Source organism: Burkholderia sp. Ac-20379 (genome assembly GCF_017104645.1).
In the GTDB taxonomy this organism is placed as follows: Bacteria; Pseudomonadota; Gammaproteobacteria; order Burkholderiales; family Burkholderiaceae; genus Burkholderia.
This window is the reverse complement of sequence record NZ_JAAGPF010000026.1, coordinates 1-25,164: the sequence shown is the minus strand read 5'-3', so window position 1 is coordinate 25,164 and position 25,164 is coordinate 1. Positions and strand designations below refer to the sequence as shown.

Genomic DNA, 25,164 nt, shown 5'->3' with positions numbered 1-25,164 from the left:
CATGGCCGGATACCTCGGTGGATCGGAAGCCTCATTCGATAAGGTTACGGCTGCTCGACCCAAACGCGTGCGCCAGCCGATTCAGCGCGGGGCAGCGGCGCATCCTGCCAGCGGCCACCCAACGCCCGAAACAGATCGATCTGGGCATCCGAAACGCGCCCGGTGACGCGCGACACGTCGGCCTGAGCCTGCACCAGCGTTCGCTCCGCATCGAGTGCGGCAAGCGTGTCGACGCGCCCTTCCCGCAACTGGGCCTGCGTGATGTCCGCAGCCCGTTGCGCCTGGTCCCGCGCCGCCCGCAGCGCCTGTTGCCGCGCCAGCAGATGCGCGTAATCGGACAGCGCGGTTTCGGTTTCCTCGAGCGCACGAAGCACCGTCTTGTCGAATGCGGCCAGCGCTTCCCGTTGATCGGCCTGCGCCTGCCCGATCCGCGCACGCGCACGCACGCCGGTCACGTCCCAACTGATTCGAGGCCCGGCAAGCCAACGGAGCGGCCCTCCGCCGAACAGGTCGTCCACGCCCGCCCCCGTCGAGCCGAGCGCGCCGCCGAGGGTGATGCGCGGATACAGGTCGGCAGTGGCGACGCCGATCCTCGCGGTCGCCGCGGCAAGGCGACGATCCGCCGCGCGCACGTCCGGCCTGCGCGCCAGCAATCGGGCGCCGTCGCCCACCGGGATCGGCTGATCGTAGACGAGCGGCATGGAACGCTCGGCCGCGATTTCCGGCAAGTCGGCCGGCGGCCGTCCTGTCAGCGTCGCCAGCCTGAACAACGCCGCCTGCCGCTCCGCCTCGATGGCGATGACGTCCGCGCGGCGCTGATCGCGCAACGCGGCGATACGCGCCGGCTCCAGCGGCGTGATCAGGCCGATCCCGACGCGATGCGTCATGATCGTCACGCTGCGATCGAGCAGCGCGATGGCGCGCGTCTCCGTCTGAAGGCGTGCGAGCGCGGATGCCGCATCGGCATAGGCACGCGTCGTCTCGGCCACGACGGCGATGCGAACGGCGTCGAGATCGGCGGCCGACGCGGCGGTGTCGTCGCGCCCCGCTTCCACGCTGCGGCTCACGCGGCCGAACAGATCCAGTTCGTAGCCGACATCGAGACCCAGATCGATGCGCCGGCCGCGCCGCGCATTGCCGGGTATCGTGTCGACCGCGCTCGTGCGGCCATACGTGGCGCTCGTCTCCGCCTCCACGTCGGGCAGCCGCGCCGCAGCCGACTCGCGCTCCGCCGCACGGGCACGCGCAAGCCGGGCGACGGCCATGCGCACGTCGGTATTGGCCGTCAGCGCATCCGCGATCAGGCGATCGAGCACCGGATCGCGATAGAGGCGCCACCAGTCGTCCGCGGCGTCGGCCGTGCTGACCGCGGCCATCGTTGCGACGAACGCGCCGTTCGCCGAGGCGGGCGCGACGGGGCGCACGTAGTCCGGCCCCGCCACGCAACCAGCCAGCGCGAGCGCGAGGCCGATGCCGGTCCAAGATAAGAAGCGCATCCGGTTTCTCCTATTTCACCATCGGGTTCGCGGCCGCGCCGTTGTCGCGCCGGCCGGCCGGGCGCCGCGACATGCGCCGGCACACGACATAGAACGTCGGCGTGAACAACAGCCCGAACGCGGTCACGCCCAGCATCCCGAAAAACACGGCCGTGCCGAGCGCCTGGCGCAGCTCGGCGCCGGCGCCCGCTGCGATCAGCAACGGCAGCGTGCCGAGCACGAACGCAAAGCTGGTCATGAGGATCGGCCGCAGCCGCTCTCTCGCGGCAATCACGGCCGCCTCCTGCGGCGACGCGCCTTGCGCCTCCGCCTGCCGGGCGAACTCGACGATCAGGATGGCGTTCTTCGCCGCCAAGGCGATCAGCACGACGAGCCCGATCTGCGTCAGGACGTTGTTGTCCAGCCCGCGCAGGTTCACGCCCGCCATGGCGGAAAAGAGACACATCGGCACGATGAGAATGACGGCGAGCGGCAGCGTGAAGCTCTCGTACTGTGCGGCCAGCGCAAGAAACACGAACACCACCGACAGCGCGAGCACGAGGAGCGCCGTGTTGCCGGCCGCATGCTGCTGGAACGCGATGCCGGTCCATTCGTAGGAGAACCCGCCCGGCAAGGCGGAGCCGGCGGCGCGCTCCATGGCCGCGAGCGCCGCGCCGGACGAGGTGCCGGGCTGCGTGTCGCCGTCGACCGCAACGGCCGGGTGCAGGTTGTAGCGCATCACGCGATACGGCCCGGTGTCGTCGCCGAAGGTGGCAACCGATCCGATGGGCACCATCGCGCCGGAATCGGAGCGCGTCTGCAGGTTGGCGATGTCGGCCTTGGTTCGCCTGAATGCCGCGTCGGCCTGCGCGGTCACGCGGAACGTCCGTCCCAGCAGGTTGAAATCGTTGACGAACGCCGAGCCGAGATACACCTGCAGCGCCTCGAATACGCGCTCGGGCGGCACGCCCAGCATCTGCGCCTTGACGCGATCGATGTTCGCCGTGACGCGCGGCGTGGCCGTATCGAAAAACGTGTACGCACCCGTCAGCCCGGGCGTCGCGTTGGCCCGGGCAATCAGCGCATTGGACGCCTGTTCCAGTTGACGATAACCGGCGCTGTTCTGGTCTTCCACCATGAGCCGGTAGCCGCCGGCCGATCCGATGCCCCGGATCAACGGCGGCTTGACGATCATGATCTTGGCATCCGTGAGGTCGGCGGTCGCGGAGCGCGCCGCGTCGATCAGCGTGTCGAGCGTCTGGCCGCGACGCGCCCGAGCATCGTAGTCGTCGAGCATGAAGAAGGCGGCCGACGAACTCGCCGCGCGCGTCTCGGACGGGCCGTCGACGCCCGCGAAGCCGATACTCGTTCTGATGCCGGGAATCGGCAGCACGCGCGCCGACACTGCTTCCAGCAGCGCTTGCGTGCGCGCTGCCGACGAACCCGGCGGCAGTTGGATCGCCGCGATGAAGTAGCCCTGATCCTGCGCCGGAACGAAGCCGACCGGCGTGATCCAGAACAGCGCCGCCGCCGCGGAAATGAGCCCGCCGTATATCAGCAACATGATTTTCGGCCGGCGCACGAGCCGCGCGGTCAGCCGTGCATAACGCTCGCTCGCCCAGGAAAACGCAGCATTGAAGTGCGTGCCGGCCGCCTCGACCATCCGCCATCCGCGCCCGCGGGCCCGTTCCGCGCGATGCGGCTCGAGCAGGATTCTGGCGAGCGCGGGCGACAGCGTCAGCGACACCAGCAACGAGATGACGGTCGCAGTCGAGATCGTCACCGCGAATTGCTGATAGAACGCGCCCGACAGCCCGCTCATGAACAGCGTCGGGAGAAACACCGCGCACAGCACGAGGACGATGCCGACCAATGCGCCCGATACCTCGTCCATCGAGATCCGGGCCGCTTCCCCGGAAGATTTCCCCTGCTCGATATGACGTTCGACGTTTTCGACCACCACGATCGCATCGTCGACGACGATCCCGATCGCCAGCACCAGCCCGAACAGCGAGAGATTGTTCAGCGAGTACCCCACTCCGGCCAGCACGATGGCGGTGCCGACGAGCGAAACCGGAATGGCGAGCACGGGAATGATCGCGGCGCGCCACTTCTGCAGGAACACGATCACCACCAGCGTCACCAGCAACACGGCCTCGACCAGCGTCTGCACGACTTCGTCGATCGACTTCCGGATGAACTCGGTCGGGTCGTAGGCGATCCGGTACGTCAGCCCCGGCGGAAATTGCCGTGCGAGGCGCGCCATCGCGGCGCGCACGCCCTCGGCCGCGGCAAGCGCATTCGAACCCGGCAGTTGCACGACCCGGATGACCACGGATTTCTGGCGGCCGAGATACGCGGCGAGACCGTAATCTTCCGCGCCGAACTGCACGGTCGCGACGTCGGAGACGCGAACCTGCCGCCCGTCGGGATCCGTGCGGATCACGACGTCCGCGAACTGCGACGGCTGGGTGAACCGCCCCTGCGTCTGCACGTTGAGCTGGAACGCGTCGCCGTCGGAGGGCGGCTGGCCGAGCGTGCCCGCCGCAACCTGCACGTTCTGGTTTCTCAGCGCACTCACGATGTCGCCTGCCGTCAGACCGAGCGCCGCGGCGCGCCGCGGATCGAGCCATACGCGCATGCTCAGCTCGCGGGACCCGAACAACTCGGCGTCGCCCACGCCTTCCACGCGCAACAGTTCGTCGCGAATGCGGGTCACGGCGTAGTTCGAGATATACGCTTCGTCGAGCGAGTGATCGGGCGAAATCAGATTGATCGCGAGCAGGATGTCGGGCGCCGTCTTCTTCGTGACGACACCCAGCCGCTGCACCGGCTCGGGAAGACGCGGCACCGCCGTCGCCACGCGGTTCTGGACCAGGTTCTGCGCCGTATCGAGGTTGGTGCCCTGCTTGAACGTGGCGGTAATGACGAGCCGGCCATCTCCCGTCGATTGCGACGACTGATAGAGCATGCCGTCCACGCCGTTGATTTCCTGTTCGATCGGCGCCGCCACCGTCTCGGCGACCGTTTCCGCCGACGCGCCCGGATAGGTCGCCGTGACCTGGACGGTGGGCGGCACGACTTCGGGATATTGCGCGATCGGCAATACGGTGTAGCAGATGGCCCCGAGGATCGTCACCACGGTCGCGATGACGGCGGCGAAGATCGGTCGGTCGATAAAGAAGCGTGAGAATCTCATGCGTCAGCTCTCCTGGCGACAAGACAGATCGCAGCCCGTCGGCGCGATGCCGCAAAACACGTCACGGTTCATTGCACCCCCATCGTCGCCGCGCCGGCCTGCGGCACGGAGAACGTCTCGCTGGCGGCCTGAGGCTGCGCGGCGATTCGGCCCGGAAGCGGCTGGACTTTCTGTCCGGGCTTGACGAGTTGAACGCCGCTGACCACCACCCGATCCGCGGGCGTCAGTCCGGAGCGGATCACTCTCAGGCCGTCGACGCGCGCCCCCAGCTCGACCGCATGCGCGGCGACCACATCGCCTGTACCGACGACAAACACGATCTTGCGGGTCAGGTCGCTCGAGATGGCCGTGTCGGGCACCAGCACGACGCGCTGCGTGCCGGCCATCGGCAATCGCAGATCGCCGAACATGCCGGGCGTCAGGAACAGATGGGGATTGGAGACGGTCGCGCGAATCCGGATCGTGCCGGAGCGATCGTCGAGCGCGTTGTCGGTGAAATCGACCACGCCGTGCCACGGATACGACGTTTCGTCCTGCAAACGGATGTCGACGGACAACGGCGCGCCGCCCGCCGTCCCGATCCGCTTCATCTTGATGAAGAGCGATTCCGAGCTGTCGAACGAAAAATAGATCGGATCGACCACGTTGATGGTCGTCAACAGCGTGCCGGCACTTCCCGCCGCCACCTGATTGCCGGCGTCCACGCGCCGATACGAAGCCATGCCTGCGATCGGTGCCCGGACTTGCGTGAACGCCAGATCGAGCGCGCGCCGACGGACCGCGGCCTCCCCTTGCCCGACAGCCGCCAGGGTTGCGTCAACCTTGGCCTCGAGCGCATCGACGTCGCTTCGGGAAATGGCGTCGTCGCCCGTGAGACGCGCGGCTCTGGCGGCATTCGCGCGGGCCAGGGCCAGGTCGCTGCGCGCGCCGGCGAGGGCCGCCCTCGCCTCCGCCAACGCCGCCTCGAACGGACGCGGGTCGATGGTAAACAGACGTTGACCGGCTTTCACGATCTCGCCGTCACGGAAATTCACCTCGCTCACCTGCCCCGATACGCGCGGGCGCACTTCGACGGTCCGGCTCGCCTCGAATCGTCCCGTATAGGCGTCCCATTCGCGCACGTCGCGTTGCAGCGGCTGCGCGACCGTGACGCGCTGTTCGCTCGGCCCGGCTGCCTGCGTCTTGCGGCCGGCATGCTCGACCAGCAGCCACGCAGCCAGCGCCACGCCTGTCGCGAAAATGGTCAGCAGGCCGGAATATCGGCGCAGCAGGCGAGCCCGCCGGGACGCGCCCTTTCGATCATCGATCATCGTTGCGTTCCTTTCCACATGTGCAACCTCGGACGAGCGCGAAAGCGCGAACGGCGCCGACCCGGCATGGATATGCTTCGCTCTATCATTAGTAATCCTCTGTTTATGGATGCAACGTTGCCGATCCGATCGAGCGGCGGCGCTACATCCGGTCAGACAGGCACACGCACGCTCATCCAGCGACGCCTGACTTGCGCGCACGCAGACCGGCGGCAATCGCCATCACCGCGACCGCCGTGACAAGCACATCGGCCGCCACCGCGAGATGCACACCTTCGAGCAGGTCCGCCCGTGCGGCCATCACGGCCGCCAGGGCCGGGATACCGACGGTGGACGCCACGCGCTGGCTGGTCGTCGTCAGACCGGAAGCCAGCCCTCGACTGGCTTCCGGCACCTCCATGGTTGCGGCAACCGTGGCGGCCACCACCGCCGAGATATGTCCGAAGAAACCGACGAACAACGCCGGAATCAATATCCACATCGCGCTGGCATCGGCGCCGAGCAGCAGAAGCGGCGCCGTGAAGCCGCCTTGCACCAGCAGCGCCACGAGCAGCACGGCGCGCGCACCGCGCCTGGCCACGATCCGGCCGGCCAGTACGCCGGCGGCGACCGACGCCAGCCCCGGGATCCCAAACACCAGGCCGGTCGCCAACGCGCCCAAATGCAGGACGTCCTGCAGATAGAGCGTCACCAGATAAATCAGGCCGGCTTCCATCGAGAAAATGACCAGGATCGCCACGTTGCCCCAGCGCACCGACGGCCACGCCAACATGTCGATGGCCACCAGCGGCGCCGGCGCGCGCCGTTCGATCCAGACAAACAGCACGAGCAGCGCCGCGCCCACTGCGATCGCCAACGCGGACTGCTCGGTGAAACCGAAGACGATCGCCACCAGCCCCAGCGTGCCCGAGATGGCGCCCGGGACGTCCAGGCGAACGCCGCTTCGGGCATGGGCCGCGGCAACGACGAACGGCGTCGCGGCGAGGATCGCGAGCGCGATCGGGACGTTGATCAGGAACGCCCAGCGCCAGCTCAAGCCGTCGACGAGCACGCCCCCCACCAACGCGCCGAACGTGAAACCGCCGGAAAGCAATGCGCCGCTCAGGCCGAGCACCCGCGCGCGCTGACGGTCGTCGTCGAATGCGGAGATCAGCAATGCCAACGCCGCCGGCCCGGTCATCGCTGTCGCAACGCCCTGCAGCGCGCGAGCGGCCAGAACCGGAACGGCCTCACTTGCGACGCCCCCCAGCAGCGACGACGCCGCGAGCAGTGCGAGGCCGATCAGAAACATACGGCGCAGGCCGTAGAGATCGCCGAGCCGCCCGAACACGAGCGACAGCCCGGCGGCCGGCAACGCAAAGGCCGTGGCGATCCACGGAAAATCGCCCACCTTGAGGCCGACCGCCTGCCCGACTTCGGGCAAGGCGACGTTCAGGATCGAGAAATCGGCGGACAGCATGAAGTTGGCACCGAGCAGCAGCACGACGACGAGCCGTTGTCGTGTGGTCATCGGCGGCGCGTCGCGTCCGCGATCTTGGGTCGGATGAGGCATGTCCATTGTTTTTCACTGGTTTGTATTGCCGATTGCGGGAAACGGCACGGAATCGTTGCATTCAATGCGACGCGAACGACTCGCTGAAGTCGTATCCCGCCCGCACGAGTTCGCGGGCTGCCCGAAGCCTCCGAGTTTCGTAGCGACGCAACGCCCGGACGATGCCATCGCGCCGCGCTTCGTCCTGCAGCGCATCGCGCAAGGCCATCGCATCGAGCGCCGAGGCGTCGAAGCCCCGGCCGGTCATCGGCGACGGCACATGGGCGGCATCGCCGACCAGACAGACGCGCCCGCGCGCCAGGCGAGACGGCATGTATTCCCCGATCGGCGTGCCGATCACGGCACGCCGATACAGGCAGTGAAGAATGGCGTCGCGCCAGGGAGACGGCCAGATGGCCCTGGCTTCCGCCGCCAGATCGTCGAATACCGAATCGGGAATATCGCCAGGGCGCACTGTCCGTTGCACCACATCCCCGAGCACGGCGCCGCTCGCGCGCAACAGGTCGTCGCGTCCGGCGTCGTACCAGCCGAAGCCCAACCGGCGCCGGCCCGTCGCCAGCGATCCGTCCGTGCCCGGCAGGTAGTAGGCGTTGAGGCAGTAACCGCGCGCGTCCAGTATCGCGAGCGATTCCGGCCACGGCGGCGCCTGAAGTTCGCATTCGTCAACGATGCCGAGCCAGATCAGATAACCGGCGAACACCGCGTGCGGCTGGTCGGGCGCCACGTGGCGGCGGACGACGCTGGCGTGACCATCCGCGCCGACGACGAGGTCGCCGCCCACCCGCTCCCCGCCCTCCATGACCGCCCACGCCGAGCGATCGTCCTGCTCGACGCCTGTCACGCGCACCGGCGCGCGAACCCGGATAGCCGGATCGGCATCGACGACGGCGCGCAGGCGGGCATGGACATCGGCCCAGGCCTGCGGCCCGGAAGGCAGCGCGTCCGCGCTGGCATGCCGGCCGGTCAAGCGCTGGATGAGACCCTCGCCCACCGGCAAAGCGGCCCCAGCTCGGGATTTTTCGCCCGAACGCTCCAGCAGCGTGACCGTCATCCCGGCACGGGACAGCGACAGTGCCGTCATCAGTCCCGACAACGATGCCCCGACCAGTACGGCCTCGCCTCGGGTTTTGTCTGTCGTATGCCTCATTCGCTCGATCCTGTAATATGCGTAGGAACACTACGTTTATAGTAACGTAGGAAGCCTACGTTTAACAAGGAGCTTTCTGAGGTGCAATCGGATCCGCCTTCCAAATCAAGCCGTCGCCCGCGTTCCGACGGCGAACGCAACCGCTTGCGGTTGATCGATGCGGCCAAGCAGGTGTTTGCGGAAAAGGGGGCGTCGGCCAGCCTCGAGCAAATCGCGCGCGAGGCCAAGATCAGCATCGCGTCGCTCTATCGTCACTTTCCGACGCGGGACGCGGTGATCTCGGCGGTCTATCGACAGGAAGTCGATGCGCTCATCGAAGCGGCGGAGCGCCTGATGGAGCAACCCGACTCGGTGGCGGCGCTGCGAGCGTGGTTGATGCTTTTCGTCGATTTTCTCGATGCGAAGCATGGCATGGCGGAAGCCATGGATACGCTCATCGGGGGGCCGGAGGATCTGTACAGCAAGACGCCCGACCGGCTGGCGTTACCGATCACGACGCTGGTGAACCGCGCGATTGAAACCGGCCAGTGCCATCGCGATATCGAGCCGCTGGATCTGCTTCGCGCGCTATCCGGCGTGGCAACGATCAGGGTGAGCGAAAACTGGAAGCCTTCAGCGGTTCGAATGGTTGAGTTGCTGCTTGCCGGCATGGTCGCGCAAACGTAACGCAACGGCCACAGCGTCTTGGATGGCGGTTCCCATTGATACCGTCGGCGAACTTCCGTCGGCGCGTCAACAAAGCTGACTGTCGTTGAACCGCCAGCCATCAATCCCGTTTGTCACTTCATCGGGGCAATCCTGGGGATCGTGCCAGCAGTGGTCGGGGTCGTGTTTCGCTATCGCGAGCAGGTGGTCGGCGGAATAGGTATCGCGGACGGTCCGAGCGATGCGGAGGAGGCTCGCCTAGCCAGCGACATACAAGGCGATGCCGCCAGCGGTTGCATTCTTGAGCGGCGTAGGCAACCTACTCGGCGGCCTCTCGATCCATTTATGGTCGATCGCCACAGCGAGCGGAAAAGGAGCGCCGACGAATTGATGAAGCGGGCGAATTAGAAAATTAGCTGTGCTGTGGCGAAACCTGACGTTTGTAAAATTGAATCAATACTCAGGCTCTGCCCGCCCAATGAAATCGCCGATTGCCTTCCACATGGCGACCGGATTCGAATACATCGGAAAATGCCCACACGCGGGGATTTCCGCCAGCTCGACCCCTTCACGTTCGATGTGGCGAAGGTAGGACAGATGTGAATTCTGTGCCCCATACATGAACATGCGCGGAAACGGGAGCCCGAGGAACTTGCTCATCAACGCTCCATGGTCGGACAGGTGCACCATCGATTTGAAGATGCCCGAGACCGCGCCGGCACGCACCTTGTGGCGCAGACTCGACGAATACAGGGCACTGGCGAATGCCGGTGCATGCAGTGCACGCTCAATGAAATCGTCGAAGAATTCCGTCGCGCTGCCGGCCGGGTATTGGTCGATCTGGCGACTGAGGAAGCAGTCCTCCGGTGCGATGTTTCCTTCTATATCCGTGAAGGAAAGAACGCGCTCCGGGTGTTGCGACGACAGCATCAATGCCGTGAGCCCTCCCATCGAATGGCCGACGAGATGGAACCGCTCAAAACCGAAGTGCCCGGCGACAGCGAGAGCGGTATCCACGAGGAACGGGATGCATACCTTGTCCAGGTCGTCGCAGACGGTTTCTCCACAACCCGGGGCGTCGTAAGCAGCGAAACTTCGGCCATCAAATTCGCGATAACGGACGATGTCTGCGTAGTCCTCCTTAGTCGAGCCGAATCCGTGGAGAAACAGGACCGGTGCCCTTGGACCTTGCCTGGAAATCGCGGACACGGTGACGGACGACTCAGCCACGGTCAGAGGGATTTTCGAATGTTGGAATTCGGGCGTCATGATGTGGAGAAAGATTGGCAGGCAAATCGATGGCCTGCCTTAGTGAACACTACCGGCCGTGCCGCCGGCTCCTCATGAGTTCAGTGCGAGAGCGTCATGCAGAACTGCTTGATGGCGTCACACGCGCGTGCCAAGGACTCATCGTCCAGTGCATAGGCGATTCGGATGTACGGGCCGAGACCGAAGGCGGTGCCGTGCACGGTTGCTACACCGGCTTCGTCGAGCAAAGCGCTCACTACGGCCTCATCGTCTTTTAGAGGGGCCCCTGCACGCGTCGTTTTGCCAATCAAGCCCTCGCAAGACGCGAACGCGTAGAAGGCGCCTTGCGGCACGAGACAATGCAACCCAGGTGCCTGATTGAGTAGCTCGACAACCCGGTCGCGGCGCTTCTGGAATACGGCCCGCGACTGAAGGATGAAGTCCTGAGGCCCTGTCAGCGCCGCAAGCGCTGCGTGCTGAGAGATGCTCGACGCGCCCGACGTCTGCTGCCCCTGCAACTTCTCCATCGCATCGATGAGCCAACGCGGACCGGTGCCATATCCAATGCGCCACCCCGTCATTGCGTACGCCTTCGACACGCCATTCATCGTCAGAACGCGCCCTCGCAAGCGGGGTTCAACCTGTGCGATGGTCACGAACTGTACGTCGTCGAAAATCAGGTGCTCGTAGATGTCGTCCGATAGCACCAGCACCTGCGGATGCGCCAGCAATACCTCGGCCAATGCCTGCAGCTCGGCCCGGCTGTAGACAGCGCCCGTCGGGTTCGACGGAGAGTTCAGAATCACCCAGCGGGTCTTCGCCGTGATTGCCCCCTGAAGCGCGTCTGGTGTCAGCTTGAAACCGGTCTGCGCAGTGCAAGGCACGATGACAGAAGCGCCGCCGCAAAGCTGAACGATTTCCGGGTAGCTCACCCAGTATGGCGCCGGGATGACGACTTCGTCGCCTTCATTGAGGGTCGCAGCCAGCGCGTTGAAGATGACCTGCTTGCCACCGCTGCAAACGAGCGTGTCCTGCCACTCGGTCGGCAGGCCATTCTCGCGCGCAAACTTCTGCGCAATCGCCTCTCGCAGCGCTCGAAGACCGGCAACCTGCGTGTAGCGCGTTTGGCCGGATTTGATTGCTGCAATTCCCGCCTCGCGAACGTGCTCGGGCGTATCGAAATCGGGCTCGCCCGCGCTCAGCGAGATGATGGATGCACCACTGGCCCGGCGCGCGGCGACACGGTCGATTACCTTGTACGTTGCAGACGGACGAGCGGCCGCAAGGAAGCGGTTCAATGTATGGAGTTCCGTCGTCATTGCGAGGCTCTCCAGCTTGTCAACCTCATGACTTCCTCTGCAGTGTGTGATAACCCAATGCTTCGCGCGCCTCGCCAAGCGTCTTGCCTTCGACGAGCAGCTCGCGAATACGCGACTCGGTCTCTTCAATCTTGCGCGCCGTCGCGGCGACTTCTTTCGCACGGGCTCGGGGCACGATGACCACGCCGTTCGCATCGGCGACGACGATATCTCGTGACGCCACACGCACCGTTCCGATGCCGACCGTCGTGTTGACCGATTCGACCTGGACCCTGTCTTTGCCGGTGCGCATGAAGCGGCCAGCGGTGAACAAGGGGTAGCCATCGCCCAGCGCCTTGTTCACGTCGCGGCAGACCCCATCAATCACCGTACCGGCGATACCGCGCAGGCCCGAGTATTGAGTCATGATGTCGCCCCAAACCGTGCAGTCGGTTCGCCCATCGTTGTCGATGACGACGACGTCGCCCTGCGCGACTTCATCGATGAAATCGCCGACGGTGCCGGGCGGCACGCTCGCAGGTACGTACTTGACCGTGAAGGCCGGGCCGACGACAACGTGGGTGTAGTCCGCAAGCGGGGCGATGCCCAGCGCCTGTCCATGGATGCCGAGCTTGTCGAGCGCATCGGAGACGCCGGGCGTGTCGAGACCGGCAAAAAGTTCGACCAGTTCCCTGTCTTCAGCGGATATGGATTTCGGATTCGTCATAGGGAGCTCCAGAGAGAGTTATCGAGCCCGAATGGCTTCGAATTCCTTGTCGTGCATGACCTCGGCAACGGAGCGCCCCGCCCGAACGGCCGCGACCATCCCGTCTTGACGACGAACGATGCGCTCGCCGAGCTCGAGGACCTCATCAATCCTGGCTGCCGGCACGAACACCGTGCCGCACCGGTCGGCAATCACGAAATCGTCTTCATTGACGGTGATGCCGGCGATTTGAACCGGCTTGCCAGAGGCGACCTGCACGACCCGATTGCGCGCGCTGATCATCGTGACGCCGCGACCGAACACCGGGTACCCCACCGCTTCGCTGCCTTCGATGTCGCGGCTCACGCCGTCGATGATCGAACCCCTCACCTTCTTTGCAACCGCTGCGTTGGCGAGGATGTCGCCCCAGCAGGAGATGCCCTCGAGACCACCACCGATAACCAGCACACGGTCGTCGGTCGTCACCGCATCGATGACGGGTGAGATGAGATGAACAGTGGGCGCAATGTCCGTTTTGGGACCGAGCTGGATGGTGCTCGCACGGCCAACGATTTTGGGGCAGTCCCAAAGCGGCCGCAGGCCATAAGTGGCCCCCGGAAGGCCCAGGAAATCGAGCGCATCGGAAACGGTGTTGGTATCGAGCGAAGCCAATCGCTCAAGGGTGGAAGCGTGAGTCATGAAAGACGTCCATTGGTACGGTGACGCAATGGTCGACTCGTCAAGCTGATATGTAAATTATCGATACAGTATCTGTCTGATACGATTTAGCAATCAGCGACCCTGCTCGGAGCAACCGGCTCAGGAGCTGGCAGGTCGCCCACTTCGACAAGGCCTCCGAGATGTCCACCATTGATTTCCGCCTGATTCGGCAGCTATGGATGTTTCTCGCCGTGGCGGAAGAGAAGCACTTCGGGCGCGCCGCGCAGCGGCTCAACATGTCGCAGCCACCGCTGACCGAGCAGATCAAGGTGCTCGAGCACTCGCTCAAGCTCACGCTGTTCGAGCGCTCGCGCCGGGGCACGCAATTGAGCGCGGCCGGCGCCGCCATCTTCCCCGCCGTCAAACAGTTCGCGGAACAGGTCGAGCGCCTGGAGCGCGTCGTTCGAGAGGTTGCAGCAGGCCACACCGGCGTCCTGCAGGTCGGGGCGATAACGTCTGCAATGCTGGAGACGGTTCCGGCGATGTTGGCGGCCATGAAACGAGATCACCCGGATCTGACAGTGTTCATCCGGGAAATCGATAGCGTGGACGCCATCCCGGCGCTCGAAAGCGGAGAGCTGGATGTCGCGTTTGTGAGGCTCGATGGCAGCGTAGATCACGGGATTTCGACGATACCGCTGGCCGAGGACCGGCTCGCGGTTGCAGTCCCGAGTGGCCACCCACTCGCAGCAGTGCCGCGGATTCGTCTGCGCTCACTCGCGGACGAGTCGCTCATCATGTCGTCGCGGCAAGTCAGCCCCGCGTATTTCGACTTCTTGACTTCGATTTGCCAGAGTCACGGTTTCGCTCCACGGGTGCTGCATGAAGTTCGGTCCGTGATGTCGCAGATTGCCTATGTCGGATGCGGCCAGGGTGTCGCGCTGGTTCCAGCTTCGATGGAACAACTTGCATCCGACAACGTGGTCATTCGCCCTCTCAAGGAAAGGGTGATGGTCGTTACAGCGGCACTTGCATGGAATGCAAGCCGCCACCATCCGATAGTTACCGCCGTGGTCGAATGGGCAAAGATAGCCGGCATCCACGCCAAGGCCAGTTCGGCATAGGGAGCTTGGCGAGCAGGCTTGGTGCCAGCGGGCAGACATTGCGGTTGTGATTTGCTGCTGGTTCAAAAGCCCGCACCGGATCAGCAAGCGTGTTTTCGACGACGATGCGTGTCTGAAAAGATCAGGGGTCTGCATCCAAGCAGACAAGACAAGACGTCATGGAATCGGTGCCCCAAACACCCCGATCGATGCCCGGCCGGGGGGCGAGCGAACTGTAGCGGTCGGCGTGAAACGACGCGTCATCATTCACGTCGCCGCCCCAAGTCACAGCAGGCTTGAGCCCTTCTTTCCAGTCGCCCGCATTGCACATGCCGCTATGGCGACAAAGCCCCCCATCGCGGCGACATACCAGAAAAACAGTTGTTCGCTGCCGGCCGCCTTCAACGACAACGCAATGTATTCGGCGGATCCGCCGAATACGGCATTCGCCAAGGCGTACGGCAAGCCGACTCCGAGCGCCCGCACGCCAGCAGGGAAGAGTTCCGCCTTCACCAAGCCGCTGATCGAGGTATACAAGCTGAGAACGGCAAGTGCCAGCAGAATGAGCCCGAGCGCCGCATAGGGATTCGTGACCCAACGCAGTCCTTCAAGAAACGGAACCGTACCGATAGCGCTCAAAATGCCGAACAGGAGCATTGATTGGCGACGGCCTATTCTGTCGGACAACGCGCCGAACGCCGGCTGCATGAACATGTAGACAATCAACGCTACCGTCATGACGAGGCTGGCGGTCTTCGCACCTAGCCCGACCGAGTTGATGAGATATTTCTGCATGTACGTCGTCAGCGTGTAGAACGCCAACGAGCCGCCTGCGGTAAAGCCGATGACAATCAGGAGCGCCCGCTTGTGCGTGAACAGACTTCGAATGGTCCCCGCGCCATCCTGGCGACGCTCACTCGCGCTGCTGGTTTCCTGAAGCGATCGACGAAGGTACCAAGCGAAGATTGCGCCCAAGCCGCCCAGTGCAAACGGAACACGCCAGCCCCATGCATGCAGCTCGCTCGGCGTGAGGCATTGTTGGAGGAGCAGGACCACGACGAGCGCGCCGATCTGGCCGCCGATGATCGTCACGTATTGGAACGACGCCAGGAACCCTCGCCGGCCCTCCTGAGCAATCTCGCTCATGTAGGTCGCGCTCGCGCCATATTCCCCGCCGACCGACAGGCCTTGCAAGCAGCGCGCGAGCAACAACAACACGGGCGCCGCCGTTCCAATCTGGGCGTATCCGGGCAGCAACGCTATTGCAAGCGACCCACCGCACATCAACCATACGGACAGCACCATCGACGTACGCCGGCCGCGTCGGTCAGCGATTCTTCCGAAAAGCCAGCCACCGATCGGTCGCATGAGGAAACCGGTTGCGAATACACCGGCGGTATTCAACAGCTGGGCCGTGGGATTGCTGGATGGAAAGAACACGCTCGCGAAGTAAAGCGAGGTGAACGAGTAGACAAAGAAGTCGAACCACTCAATCAAATTGCCCGATGACGCCGCGACAATTGCGCGAATCTGGCTCGAAGTACGGACGGGGGTCGAGCCCACCTCCGCAGACACCGACTGCGTTTTCATATGCTTGTCTCCTGCCATCAAGCCCTGTACGGTCTGATGCCGCACGTTGACGGGCGCACGCGCCCCAACCCATCGGGTATCGGGGCGCCCAGCTTCACTTACTTCGGGTTCAACGCAATCCCGGTGCGACGCGGGTGGCAACCAGCGATTGGCGCCGGCGCTGCAAACGCCTGGTCAATGCCGGCCTCACTCAGGCCGTACCTGCAAAACGTACGGCCTGGGCCGTCGAGGTCGTTGGGACAACGTTGCGCGATGTCGCCTGCTGTTCGGCTCAGTAAGGTCCGAAACCGAGGTTCGCGCGGAAGCGGTTCTTCACGAACACGCCATCGCGCGGCGGCAGTGCGCGCGGCGGCTCGTCCGCGCGGATATGTACCTGAGCCAGCGCAGTGCCCGCGCGTGCATTGATGCGTTCGACAATCTGACCGACATCGTCTGCGTTGTGCACCTCGAACGAATCGGCAATCCCGAAACCCTTCGATACCGCGACCAGTTGAGTACCGAGGCTCGAGTGGCTGCGTTGCATGCCGGTTTCGCCGTAGTGACCGTTATCGAGCACGACGACGGTGAGATTCTTCGGCTGTTTGACGCCGACCGTACCGAGCGCGCCGATACCCATCAGCGCTTCGCCATCGCCAGTCACCACGACGACCGGCTTGTCGGGTTGGGCCAACGCCAGTCCCAGGCCGAGTGCCACGGAGCCGCCCATCGCCCCCCAGAGGTAGAAATTCTCGTCGCGGTCGCCGGCGGCGAACACGTCGTACGAGGGCGAGCCCAGGCCGGTCACGACGAGTGCTTCGGGAACGCCAGCCAGCAGCCTGGCCACGAAAGAACGACGCTCGATCAGCGTATTCTGGTTTTGCTCGCTCATTATTTGCGCTCCCATTTCTTGCGGCCAATCAGGCTCTGCGACAGCAGAACCGCCACGCGCTCGCCTGCTTCGAATGCGGCGTCGAACCCTGCACTCACGATCTCCTCGACTTCTTCCGGTGAATTCGCGCGCAGCACGGTGATGCCCATCAGCTCGAGCGCGCCTTGCGTTGCGCGCCCCATCGGGCCTTGCCACGGATTGAATTCCGCGTATTCGCCACGCATCGTGACGAGGGTGAAAAACGGGAATCGGCAGCTCTCCAGCAGCGAAAACATGTTCACGCAGTTGCCCACGCCACTGCTTTGCATCAGCAGCACCGCGCGCTTGCCACCGAGCCAGGCGCCGCTCACGACCGCCACGCCCTCCTCTTCGGTCGTCAACACGACGTCCTCGATGTCCGCGTCCTCCTTGGCAGCCCGAATCACGTACGAGTGACCCGCATCAGGGACGTAGGCAATCTGCTGAACCCCGCCGGCTTTCAACACCGAAAAAATGGACTTCTGCCACTCGGGCACCTGTCCGCTCGCATGACTCATGTTTCACTCCTCAACTAGGTGGATGGCGCTATCATAAAATCACATACAAACGGCCCAGAAATAGAGATTTGTGATTCAGAAATCACAAAACGGCATGGATGAGAAGGGGTATCCACTATGGACATCAAGCAACTCCGCGCGCTGCTTGCCGTTGCGGAGGCAGGCAGCGTAACGAGGGCAGCCGAGGCGCTGCACATCGTCCAACCGGCGGTATCGCGTCAGCTCAAGCTGCTGGAAGAGGACATCGGCACGTCGCTCTTCGAGCGAGGCAGGTACGGAATGGAATTGACGGATGCAGGCGACATCCTTGTCGAGTACGCGCGGCGCGCGCTGCTGGAATTGGATCGGGCACGCGCGGAGATTCAGCCCTCCACCGCGGCAGTCTCGGGCATCGCGACCATCGGACTGCTCCCGAGCACGTCAGGCCTCCTGGCAGGGCCGCTCGTCGGGCGCATCAAGGCTCAATACCCGGCCATTGAACTGCGCATCGTGGTCGGCTACGCCGGCCACCTGCTTCAATGGCTTGAAGCAGGCGAGATAGATGCAGCCCTTCTCTACGACGCACGAACGCTACCGACGCTTCAAGCCCAACCTCTGCTTGAAGAAAACCTGATGCTGGTAGGTTCGGCGTCGTCATCGCTGCAACTCGAGACGCCAGTCCGCTTCAGTGAACTGGACCGCTGGCCAATGATTGTGACGAGCTCGCCACATGCCATTCGCAGTCTGCTGGATCGCGCATGCCGCGACACCGGTGTGAAGTTTGACGTGGTTACCGCGACCAACTCGCTGGATGTCCAGAAGAGCCTGGTCATCGGTGGGCATGGCTATACCATTCTCCCGAGCATTGCGATACAAGACGAACTTGCCCAAGGAAAACTCAAGGCCGCGCCGCTCACCGAGCCGGAGCTCGTCAGGCAAATCTCGCTCGCGCTACCCAACCTTCGGCGTCTGGCGACGCCAGTCCGCTGCACCACGCAGCTGCTGGTGGAGGTTATCCGCGAGGCCGTGGCCAATAACGATTGGCCCTCTCGCTGGATTGCGACTGCCGCCGGTTAATCGGCATCAGGAGACGATTCGCGCAGGGAGATCCCCATCCAGTCGCCTCTGCCGCCGAGCTCGGTGACCAATTCAATGATGACCTTCCGAACCGCGAGAGAGGCCGAACTGACAGGCAACCAGCTCGGCCAGCAAAGACTCGCGGGCCGCTCGATAACCGGATCCACGATGCGCCTCATCTTCGGCCGGTCCTTGGCCGAGTGAGCCGCGACGGCGGAGGCAGGCAAGATCGTCGCAGCCTCGCCCGACTTCGCCGCGGCGAGCAACGTAGGCAGCGAATCGATGTCGGCAACAATGTTCAGTGGAACCTGCTCCCGGCCGAAGGTCCGCTCGAGTAGCCTCCGCAGGCCATTGGCTTCTCCTGGCGCGATCAAGGGCAGGCCACCGAGTGCCGCCAACGGGCAAGTACGGGAGCGCTCGGGGAGCCCTTCGATTTCGCCCATCACGTACAGCTCTTCGTCGAACAGGGGAATCGCTGTTATCCCCACCGTATTGGATTCGCGAAAGAGAATCGCCAGATCGAGGCGACCATTGACCAGCAGTTCGGTCAAATACCCGCTCATGCTCTCGATCAGCTGGAGCCGAATTCCGGGGAAACGCTCGCGAACCCGTTTCAACACCGATATGGCCAGCACTGCGGACATCGTGGTGGGAAGCCCGATCGCCACCGTGCCCGACTCGGCACCGATGCCCTCGACCACTTCCTGCCGCAACTGCTCCATCTGGTGGAGAACGGTTCGGGCATGCCGGTAAAGCGCCTCTCCGGACGGCGTCGGCTTGACGCCCTGCGGACTCCGAATCAGCAGCGCGACGCCCAGATCATTCTCGAGCTTGGACATCTGCTGGCTCAAGGACGGCTGCGCCACATAGAGCATCTCGGCAGCCTTCCCCAAGCTTCCGTACTCGACGATGTTCACAAAGTAACGAAGCTGGCGAATGTCCATGGTGCCCTTGATTGCCGGAACAGGTCATAGGATACCCCTATGACGGGCACAATCAATCGGTATTTCCTGCCCCAGCCCGCAATCCCATACAGTCGGTTCATTCCAATTCCAAAGCGCCGACTACCGGCGCTGGAGACTGAAATGACACCGCAAAGTATCCCCGTGCAACCGGCAAGTCAGGCCACGACCGACTTCATCGCCCCAGCACCCGCCGCCGCGCTTGCGGCCACGCTCGACAGTGCATCCGTTCCGCAGTCGTCTCAACCGCTCCCCCCGATGTGGCATTGGCTGTATTTCTGGTCGGCCGCGCCTCAGGCGGAAATCGGCCAGGACGGCCATCCGAAGACGGGGGGGTTTCTCCCCGACCTCGGGCTGCCTCGACGAATGGCCGCCGGCGGACGGTTCACGTTCCATGCCCCGCTCGTCATCGGCTCGACCGCCACACGTGAATCCAGCATCGTCGCCACTGAGCACAAGGAAGGCCGCAGCGGCCGCCTGGCGTTCGTTACCGTACGCCACGACATCACATCGGCCGGCGAGCGCCTGATTCGCGAGGAACAGGACATCGTCTATCGCGAAGCGGCCACGCCCGGCCAGAAGGAGCCAGCGCCCACCGCCGCTCCGTTCGGTGCGGACTGGGAACGCATCATCGACCCGACCGAAGTGCTCCTGTTTCGCTATTCGGCGCTGACGTTCAATGGCCATCGGATCCATTACGACCGCCAGTACGCGCAAAGCACCGAGGGCTACCCGGATTTGGTGGTCCACGGCCCGCTCATCGCGACGTTGCTGCTCGACACCGTCGCGCGATTCGTGCCGGGCGCCATCGTGCGCGAATACACCTACAAGGCCGTACGCCCCACGTTTCTGGGCGAGAGCTTCTCGGTCAGCGGCCGGCGCCTGGACGACGGAAAGACCATTCAGCTCTGGGCTGCGGACCACGACGGCTGGCTGACCATGTCGGCCAATGCCGTCCTCGCCTGAATCGAACAATCAAACGGAATATCACCATGAACGACCTCATCAACGACCCGTACCAGGACATCCGCGACGCCGTCCGCGACCTCTGCAGCCAGTTCTCCGCGGAATACTTCCGCAAGGTCGACGAGGACCGCGGCTATCCGGCCGACTTCGTCGATGCACTGACCAAAGCCGGTTGGCTCGCCGCACTGATTCCCCAGGAATACGGTGGCTCGGGACTGGGCCTGACCGAAGCGTCGGTCATCATGGAAGAAATCAATCGCAGCGGTGGCAACTCCGGCGCTTGCCATGGCCAGATGTACAACATGGGCACGTTGCTGCGCCACGGCTCCGACGAACAGAAGGCGCGCTATCTGCCGAAAATCGCATCCGGCGAATTGCGCCTGCAATCGATGGGGGTGACCGAGCCGACGACTGGCACCGATACGACGAAAATCAAGACCACCGCTGTTCGCAAGGGCGACCGCTACGTCATCAATGGCCAGAAGGTGTGGATCTCCCGCATCCAGCACTCCGACCTGATGATTCTGCTTGCGCGCACCACGCCGCTCGCGGACGTGAAGAAGAAGAGCGAAGGCATGTCGATTTTCATCGTCGACCTGCACGACGCGGTCAAGAACGGCATGACGGTGCGTCCGATTCCCAACATGGTGAATCACGAGACGAACGAGCTGTTCTTCGACAACCTCGAAATTCCGGCCGAAAACCTCATCGGCGAGGAAGGCAAGGGCTTCAAATACATTCTTGACGGCCTGAATGCCGAGCGCACGCTGATTGCCGCGGAATGCATCGGCGACGGCTACTGGTTCGTCGACAAGGTTTCGCAGTATGTGAAGGACCGCGTCGTGTTCGGTCGCCCCATCGGCCAGAACCAGGGTGTCCAGTTCCCCATCGCCCGCTCGTACATCAACGTCGAAGCCGCCAGCCTCATGCGCTTCGAGGCGGCCCGTCGCTTCGATGCGCACCAGCAATGCGGTGCGCAGGCGAACATGGCCAAGCTGCTGGCTGCGGACGCTTCGTGGGAAGCCGCCAACGCATGCCTGCAATTCCACGGTGGCTTCGGCTTCGCGTGCGAATACGACGTCGAGCGCAAGTTCCGCGAGACGCGCCTGTATCAGGTCGCGCCGATTTCGACGAACCTGATTCTGTCGTACGTCGCCGAACACATCCTCGGTCTGCCGCGGTCGTTCTAACCGGAGCCTGGACATGTTGCCACTCGAAGGAATTCGTGTCGTCACGTTCGAGCACGCCATCGCCGCACCGTTCTGTACGCGTCAACTCGCCGACCTGGGCGCCCGCGTCATCAAGATCGAACGGCCGGGCGTGGGCGACTTCGCGCGTAACTATGACGAACGTGTGCATGGCCTTGCCTCACATTTCGTCTGGACCAATCGCTCGAAGGAAAGTCTCACGCTCGACGTGAAGCAGGCTGCGGCGCTCGACGTCGTGCATCGGCTGCTGGCTGACGCCGATGTCTTCGTCCAGAACCTGGCCCCCGGCGCCACGCAGCGCCTGGGCCTCGACTACGAGACCCTGCGCAAGCGGTATCCCAAGCTGATTGTCTGCGATATCTCCGGATACGGACTCAATGGCCCGTATCGCGACAAGAAGGCCTATGACCTTCTCATTCAAAGCGAGTCCGGTTTTCTGTCGATTACTGGCGGCGCCGACGAACCATCCAAGGCCGGCTGCTCGATTGCCGACATCGCCGCAGGGATGTACGCCTACACGAACATCCTCGGTGCGTTGCTGGCTCGTGTAAAGACAGGCGAAGGGCGCCACATCGACATCTCCATGCTCGAAAGCATGGTCGAGTGGATGGGCTATCCGCTCTACTACGCCTACGAGGGGCAGCAGCCTCCACAGCGTGCCGGGGCCTCGCACGCGACCATCTATCCGTATGGCCCCTTCGTCGCCGGTGACGGAAAAACCGTGATGCTGGGCCTGCAGAACGAACGCGAATGGAAGCAGTTCTGCGACACCGTGATTCAGCAGCCGGACCTCGCGGCGGACGACCGCTTTTCTTCGAACAGCCGTCGTGTCGCGCACCGCTCCGAACTGAAGACGCTGATTGAGGGCGCGTTCTCGAGCCTGACGTCCGACGCCGTCATCGACAGGCTCGAGACGGCGAAGATTGCCAACGCCCATATGAACGACATGGCGAGCGTTTGGAAACACGCACAGCTCATTGCTCGCGAACGGTGGACGACCATCGATACGCCGGCTGGCAAGGTACCGGCGCTGCTGCCCCCCGGGTTTCTCGCGGCGGACGCACCGCGGATGGACCCGGTGCCGGCACTCGGCGAGCACACCGACGACATCCTGCGCGAACTCGGCTTCAACGAAGAACAGATTGCCGGTCTCCACGAGCAAAACGCCGTGTAGCTGGCGAGCCGGAACGCAACATTAAAGCGGCCCCACTTCTGCTTGAGCCAGGTCGGGGCCGAAAACATTGGAGACACTGATATGCCCACCACAGTCAATGCGGCAGGCCGCCTCGACCGCCTGCCGATTTCACGCTTTCATTGGAAGATTCTCTGGCTCATCGCCGGTGGCGCCTTCCTGGACGCATTCGACATTTACCTGGCGAACGGCGCAGTCGCATCCATGGTCAAGGAAGGTTTCACTGACCTCCATCATGGCGCGATGTTCATCTCGTCGACCTTCGTCGGCATGATGATTGGCGCATTTGCAGCGGGCCAGGTTGGCGACTGGCTGGGACGACGTTATTCCTACCAGCTCAATCTCGCCGTTTTCGGTATCGCCTCGATTGCAGCCTGCTTCGCCCCGACGATCGAATGGCTCATCTTCCTGCGATTTGTCATGGGTATCGGCCTGGGTGCCGAATTGGTCGTTGCGGCAGGAACACTGGCCGAATTCGTGCCGCCGGCTACCCGCGGCAAGTGGGTCTCGTTGCTGGCGGTCGTCACCAACAGCGGCTTGTTCGCTGCGCTGGCCGCAGGCTACTGGGTCATCCCCCACCTCGGCTGGCGCTACATGTTCGCGCTCGCCGGCATCGGGGCACTGTTCGTCTGGTTCCTTCGCCATCGCATGCCCGAGTCGCCGCGCTGGCTCGAATCGGTCGGCCGCATCGAGGAGGCCGAAGCGACACTGGCCGACATTGAACGCCAGGTTCGCGCGCAAGTTGGCGAGTTGCCGCCGCCGCTCCAGATCACGGCTGTGAAAGCAGGCCGCGTTCCGATTTCGCGCCTGTTCGCGAAGGGTATGGCCAGCCGCACCTTCGTGGCAGCGCTGACTGCTGTCGGCGTCAATGTCGGTCTGTACGGCTTTATCGCGTGGCTTCCGACGTTCTTCGTTTCGGAAGGCCTGTCGGTCGTGAAGTCTCTGGGGTTCGTATTTCTGATGTCGATTGGCTCGCCTGTCGGCGGCCTGATTGGCTACGCCATCGCTGACCGTCTGGGGCGTGCAAGAGGCATCATCCTTTCGCTCGCGGTCAGCATCGTGCTCGGCTGGATCTACGTGTCGCTGCGCGAGCCTGCCGCCATCATTGCCGTCGGATTCGGCCTGGTGACGTCGATTTACACGCTGACGACGCTGGGGCTGTTCGGCTATATCCCGGAACTGTTCCCGACCTCCCTGCGCCTCCGTGGCACCGGCATCGCGGGCACGTGCGGACGCGCGTCTTCGATTGGTACGCCCTACCTCGCACTCTTTCTCTATCAGAAGTTCGGTGTCTCCGGCGTCATCTCGATGGTCACCGTGGTATTCGTTTTACTTACCATCGCCATCGTCTTGCTCCGTGTTGAAACGAGTCAGCAATCGCTCGAAGAGATTGAAACGCAAGGGCCTGACGATATGGCATCAAGCCTGGCAACCAAGCAGTCGACCTAGCCAACCATGTAATGCAATCAGAGCGGGCATCATCAATTGATGATGCCCGCTCTGTCTTCCAGGATGGTTTCCCGCTACATGTTCGGGTAGTTCGGCCCGCCGCCGCCTTCCGGCGTGACCCACACGATGTTCTGCGTCGGATCCTTGATGTCGCAGGTCTTGCAGTGCACGCAGTTCTGCGCGTTGATCACGAGGCGGTCGCTGCCGTCGTCGTTCTTCTGGAACTCGTACACGGCGGCCGGGCAGAAGCGCGCTTCCGGGCCCGCGTAGGTGTGCAGGTTCACGTTCACCGGCACGCTCGGATCCTTCAGCGTCAGGTGGGCCGGCTGGTTCTCCTCGTGGTTGGTGTTCGAGATGAACACCGACGAGAGGCGGTCGAACGTCAGCTTGCCGTCCGGCTTCGGATACGGGATCGGGGTGCATTGCGAGGCCGGCTTCAGCATCTCGTGGTCGGCGTGCTGGTGATGCAGCGTCCATGGCACGTTGCCGCCCAGCAGCTTCTGCTCGATGCCCACCATCAGCGTGCCCAGATACAGGCCCTTGCCCATCCACTGCTTGAAGTTGCGCGCCTTGTACAACTCGGTGTACAGCCACGACTGCTTGAACGCGTCCGGATAGGCGCTCAGCTCGTCGCGCTCGCGGCCGGCCTGGACGGCCTCGAACGCGGCGTCGGCGGCCAGCATGCCGGTCTTGATCGCGGCATGGCTGCCCTTGATGCGCGAGGCGTTCAGGAAGCCCGCGTCGTCGCCGACCAGCGCGCCGCCCGGGAACACCGTCTTCGGCAGCGACACCAGCCCGCCCGCCGTGATCGCGCGCGCGCCGTACGACACGCGCTTGCCGCCTTCGAGGAACGTGCGGATTTCCGGATGCGTCTTGTAGCGCTGGAATTCCTCGAACGGCGACAGATACGGGTTCGAGTAGCCGAGGCCGACCACGAAGCCGACCACCACCTGGTTGTTGTCGAGGTGATACAGGAACGAGCCGCCGTAGGTGT

The 25,164-nt window shown here is 63.8% G+C and carries 21 protein-coding genes; 7 read left to right on the top strand and 14 right to left on the bottom strand.

The window, feature by feature from the left end:
• Positions 1–44: 44 nt before the first annotated feature.
• The 5 genes from G3N92_RS05725 to G3N92_RS05705 all read right to left on the bottom strand — a co-directional run bounded on the left by G3N92_RS05725 (position 45) and on the right by G3N92_RS05705 (position 8,683).
• Positions 45–1,496, bottom strand: coding sequence for a TolC family protein (locus G3N92_RS05725; RefSeq protein WP_206126490.1), 1,452 nt, complete (start codon positions 1,494–1,496; stop codon positions 45–47).
• Between the two features lie 10 nt (positions 1,497–1,506).
• Entirely contained in the window at positions 1,507–4,674 is a 3,168-nt protein-coding gene (locus G3N92_RS05720; RefSeq protein ID WP_206126489.1) for a multidrug efflux RND transporter permease subunit, read from the bottom strand.
• 68 nt (positions 4,675–4,742) lie between these two features.
• The gene (locus G3N92_RS05715) at positions 4,743–5,984 is read right to left on the bottom strand and encodes an efflux RND transporter periplasmic adaptor subunit (RefSeq protein WP_206126488.1); all 1,242 of its coding nucleotides are present in this window, start codon (positions 5,982–5,984) and stop codon (positions 4,743–4,745) included.
• A gap of 172 nt (positions 5,985–6,156) precedes the next feature.
• Positions 6,157–7,494, bottom strand: coding sequence for an MFS transporter (locus G3N92_RS05710; protein WP_206126487.1), 1,338 nt, complete (start codon positions 7,492–7,494; stop codon positions 6,157–6,159).
• A gap of 103 nt (positions 7,495–7,597) precedes the next feature.
• Positions 7,598–8,683: an FAD-dependent monooxygenase gene (locus G3N92_RS05705; protein ID WP_206126486.1), complete on the bottom strand. Its 1,086-nt coding sequence runs from the start codon at positions 8,681–8,683 to the stop codon at positions 7,598–7,600.
• Between the two features lie 81 nt (positions 8,684–8,764).
• Here G3N92_RS05705 and G3N92_RS05700 point away from each other — a divergent pair, with 81 nt between their 5' ends.
• Entirely contained in the window at positions 8,765–9,349 is a 585-nt protein-coding gene (locus G3N92_RS05700) for a TetR/AcrR family transcriptional regulator (RefSeq protein ID WP_206126485.1), read from the top strand.
• Positions 9,350–9,781: 432 nt separating this feature from the next.
• On the opposite strand, the gene G3N92_RS05695 is transcribed toward G3N92_RS05700, so the two are convergent.
• The 4 genes from G3N92_RS05695 to G3N92_RS05680 form a co-directional block, all read right to left on the bottom strand.
• Positions 9,782–10,597, bottom strand: coding sequence for an alpha/beta hydrolase (locus G3N92_RS05695; RefSeq protein ID WP_206126484.1), 816 nt, complete (start codon positions 10,595–10,597; stop codon positions 9,782–9,784).
• Positions 10,598–10,677: 80 nt separating this feature from the next.
• Positions 10,678–11,895: a pyridoxal phosphate-dependent aminotransferase gene (locus tag G3N92_RS05690; RefSeq protein WP_206126483.1), complete on the bottom strand. Its 1,218-nt coding sequence runs from the start codon at positions 11,893–11,895 to the stop codon at positions 10,678–10,680.
• 25 nt (positions 11,896–11,920) lie between these two features.
• Positions 11,921–12,583 carry an RraA family protein gene (locus G3N92_RS05685; RefSeq protein ID WP_206126505.1) on the bottom strand — a complete coding sequence of 221 codons (663 nt, stop codon included), beginning with the start codon at positions 12,581–12,583 and terminating at the stop codon, positions 11,921–11,923.
• 36 nt (positions 12,584–12,619) lie between these two features.
• Positions 12,620–13,279 (bottom strand): RraA family protein, encoded by a 660-nt coding sequence (locus G3N92_RS05680; protein WP_206126482.1) that lies wholly within the window; start codon positions 13,277–13,279, stop codon positions 12,620–12,622.
• Positions 13,280–13,440: 161 nt separating this feature from the next.
• On the opposite strand from G3N92_RS05680, the gene G3N92_RS05675 reads away from it, so the two are divergent.
• Positions 13,441–14,364: a LysR substrate-binding domain-containing protein gene (locus G3N92_RS05675; protein ID WP_206126481.1), complete on the top strand. Its 924-nt coding sequence runs from the start codon at positions 13,441–13,443 to the stop codon at positions 14,362–14,364.
• A 264-nt stretch (positions 14,365–14,628) separates the two neighbouring features.
• Here the strand turns inward: G3N92_RS05675 and G3N92_RS05670 are convergent, their stop codons facing one another.
• The 3 genes from G3N92_RS05670 to G3N92_RS05660 form a co-directional block, all read right to left on the bottom strand.
• Positions 14,629–15,933, bottom strand: a complete 1,305-nt coding sequence (locus G3N92_RS05670; RefSeq protein WP_206126480.1) for an MFS family transporter — start codon at positions 15,931–15,933, stop codon at positions 14,629–14,631.
• A 271-nt stretch (positions 15,934–16,204) separates the two neighbouring features.
• Entirely contained in the window at positions 16,205–16,801 is a 597-nt protein-coding gene (locus G3N92_RS05665) for a thiamine pyrophosphate-dependent enzyme (RefSeq protein WP_206126479.1), read from the bottom strand.
• Entirely contained in the window at positions 16,801–17,337 is a 537-nt protein-coding gene (locus G3N92_RS05660; protein ID WP_206126478.1) for a phosphonopyruvate decarboxylase, read from the bottom strand. Before G3N92_RS05660 ends, G3N92_RS05665 begins: the two co-directional genes overlap by 1 nt.
• A 117-nt stretch (positions 17,338–17,454) precedes the next feature.
• Between G3N92_RS05660 and G3N92_RS05655 the strand changes: the two genes are divergently transcribed.
• Positions 17,455–18,393, top strand: a complete 939-nt coding sequence (locus G3N92_RS05655; protein WP_206126477.1) for a LysR family transcriptional regulator — start codon at positions 17,455–17,457, stop codon at positions 18,391–18,393.
• Here the strand turns inward: G3N92_RS05655 and G3N92_RS05650 are convergent.
• Positions 18,390–19,337 carry a LysR substrate-binding domain-containing protein gene (locus G3N92_RS05650; RefSeq protein ID WP_206126476.1) on the bottom strand — a complete coding sequence of 316 codons (948 nt, stop codon included), beginning with the start codon at positions 19,335–19,337 and terminating at the stop codon, positions 18,390–18,392. The genes G3N92_RS05655 and G3N92_RS05650 overlap by 4 nt on opposite strands.
• 141 nt (positions 19,338–19,478) lie before the next feature.
• Here G3N92_RS05650 and G3N92_RS05645 point away from each other — a divergent pair, with 141 nt between their 5' ends.
• The 4 genes from G3N92_RS05645 (at position 19,479) to G3N92_RS05630 (ending at position 24,170) form a co-directional block, all read left to right on the top strand.
• Positions 19,479–20,321: a MaoC family dehydratase N-terminal domain-containing protein gene (locus G3N92_RS05645; RefSeq protein ID WP_206126475.1), complete on the top strand. Its 843-nt coding sequence runs from the start codon at positions 19,479–19,481 to the stop codon at positions 20,319–20,321.
• Positions 20,322–20,347: 26 nt separating this feature from the next.
• Positions 20,348–21,511: an acyl-CoA dehydrogenase family protein gene (locus G3N92_RS05640; RefSeq protein ID WP_206126474.1), complete on the top strand. Its 1,164-nt coding sequence runs from the start codon at positions 20,348–20,350 to the stop codon at positions 21,509–21,511.
• Positions 21,512–21,524: 13 nt separating this feature from the next.
• A complete protein-coding gene (locus tag G3N92_RS05635) occupies positions 21,525–22,703 on the top strand; it encodes a CaiB/BaiF CoA-transferase family protein (RefSeq protein ID WP_206126473.1) in 1,179 nt (392 codons plus the stop codon).
• Positions 22,704–22,784: 81 nt separating this feature from the next.
• Positions 22,785–24,170 carry an MFS transporter gene (locus G3N92_RS05630; protein WP_206126472.1) on the top strand — a complete coding sequence of 462 codons (1,386 nt, stop codon included), beginning with the start codon at positions 22,785–22,787 and terminating at the stop codon, positions 24,168–24,170.
• A gap of 74 nt (positions 24,171–24,244) precedes the next feature.
• On the opposite strand, the gene G3N92_RS05625 is transcribed toward G3N92_RS05630, so the two are convergent.
• A partial coding sequence (locus tag G3N92_RS05625) for an electron transfer flavoprotein-ubiquinone oxidoreductase (protein WP_206126471.1) occupies positions 24,245–25,164 on the bottom strand: 920 nt, incomplete at its 5' end.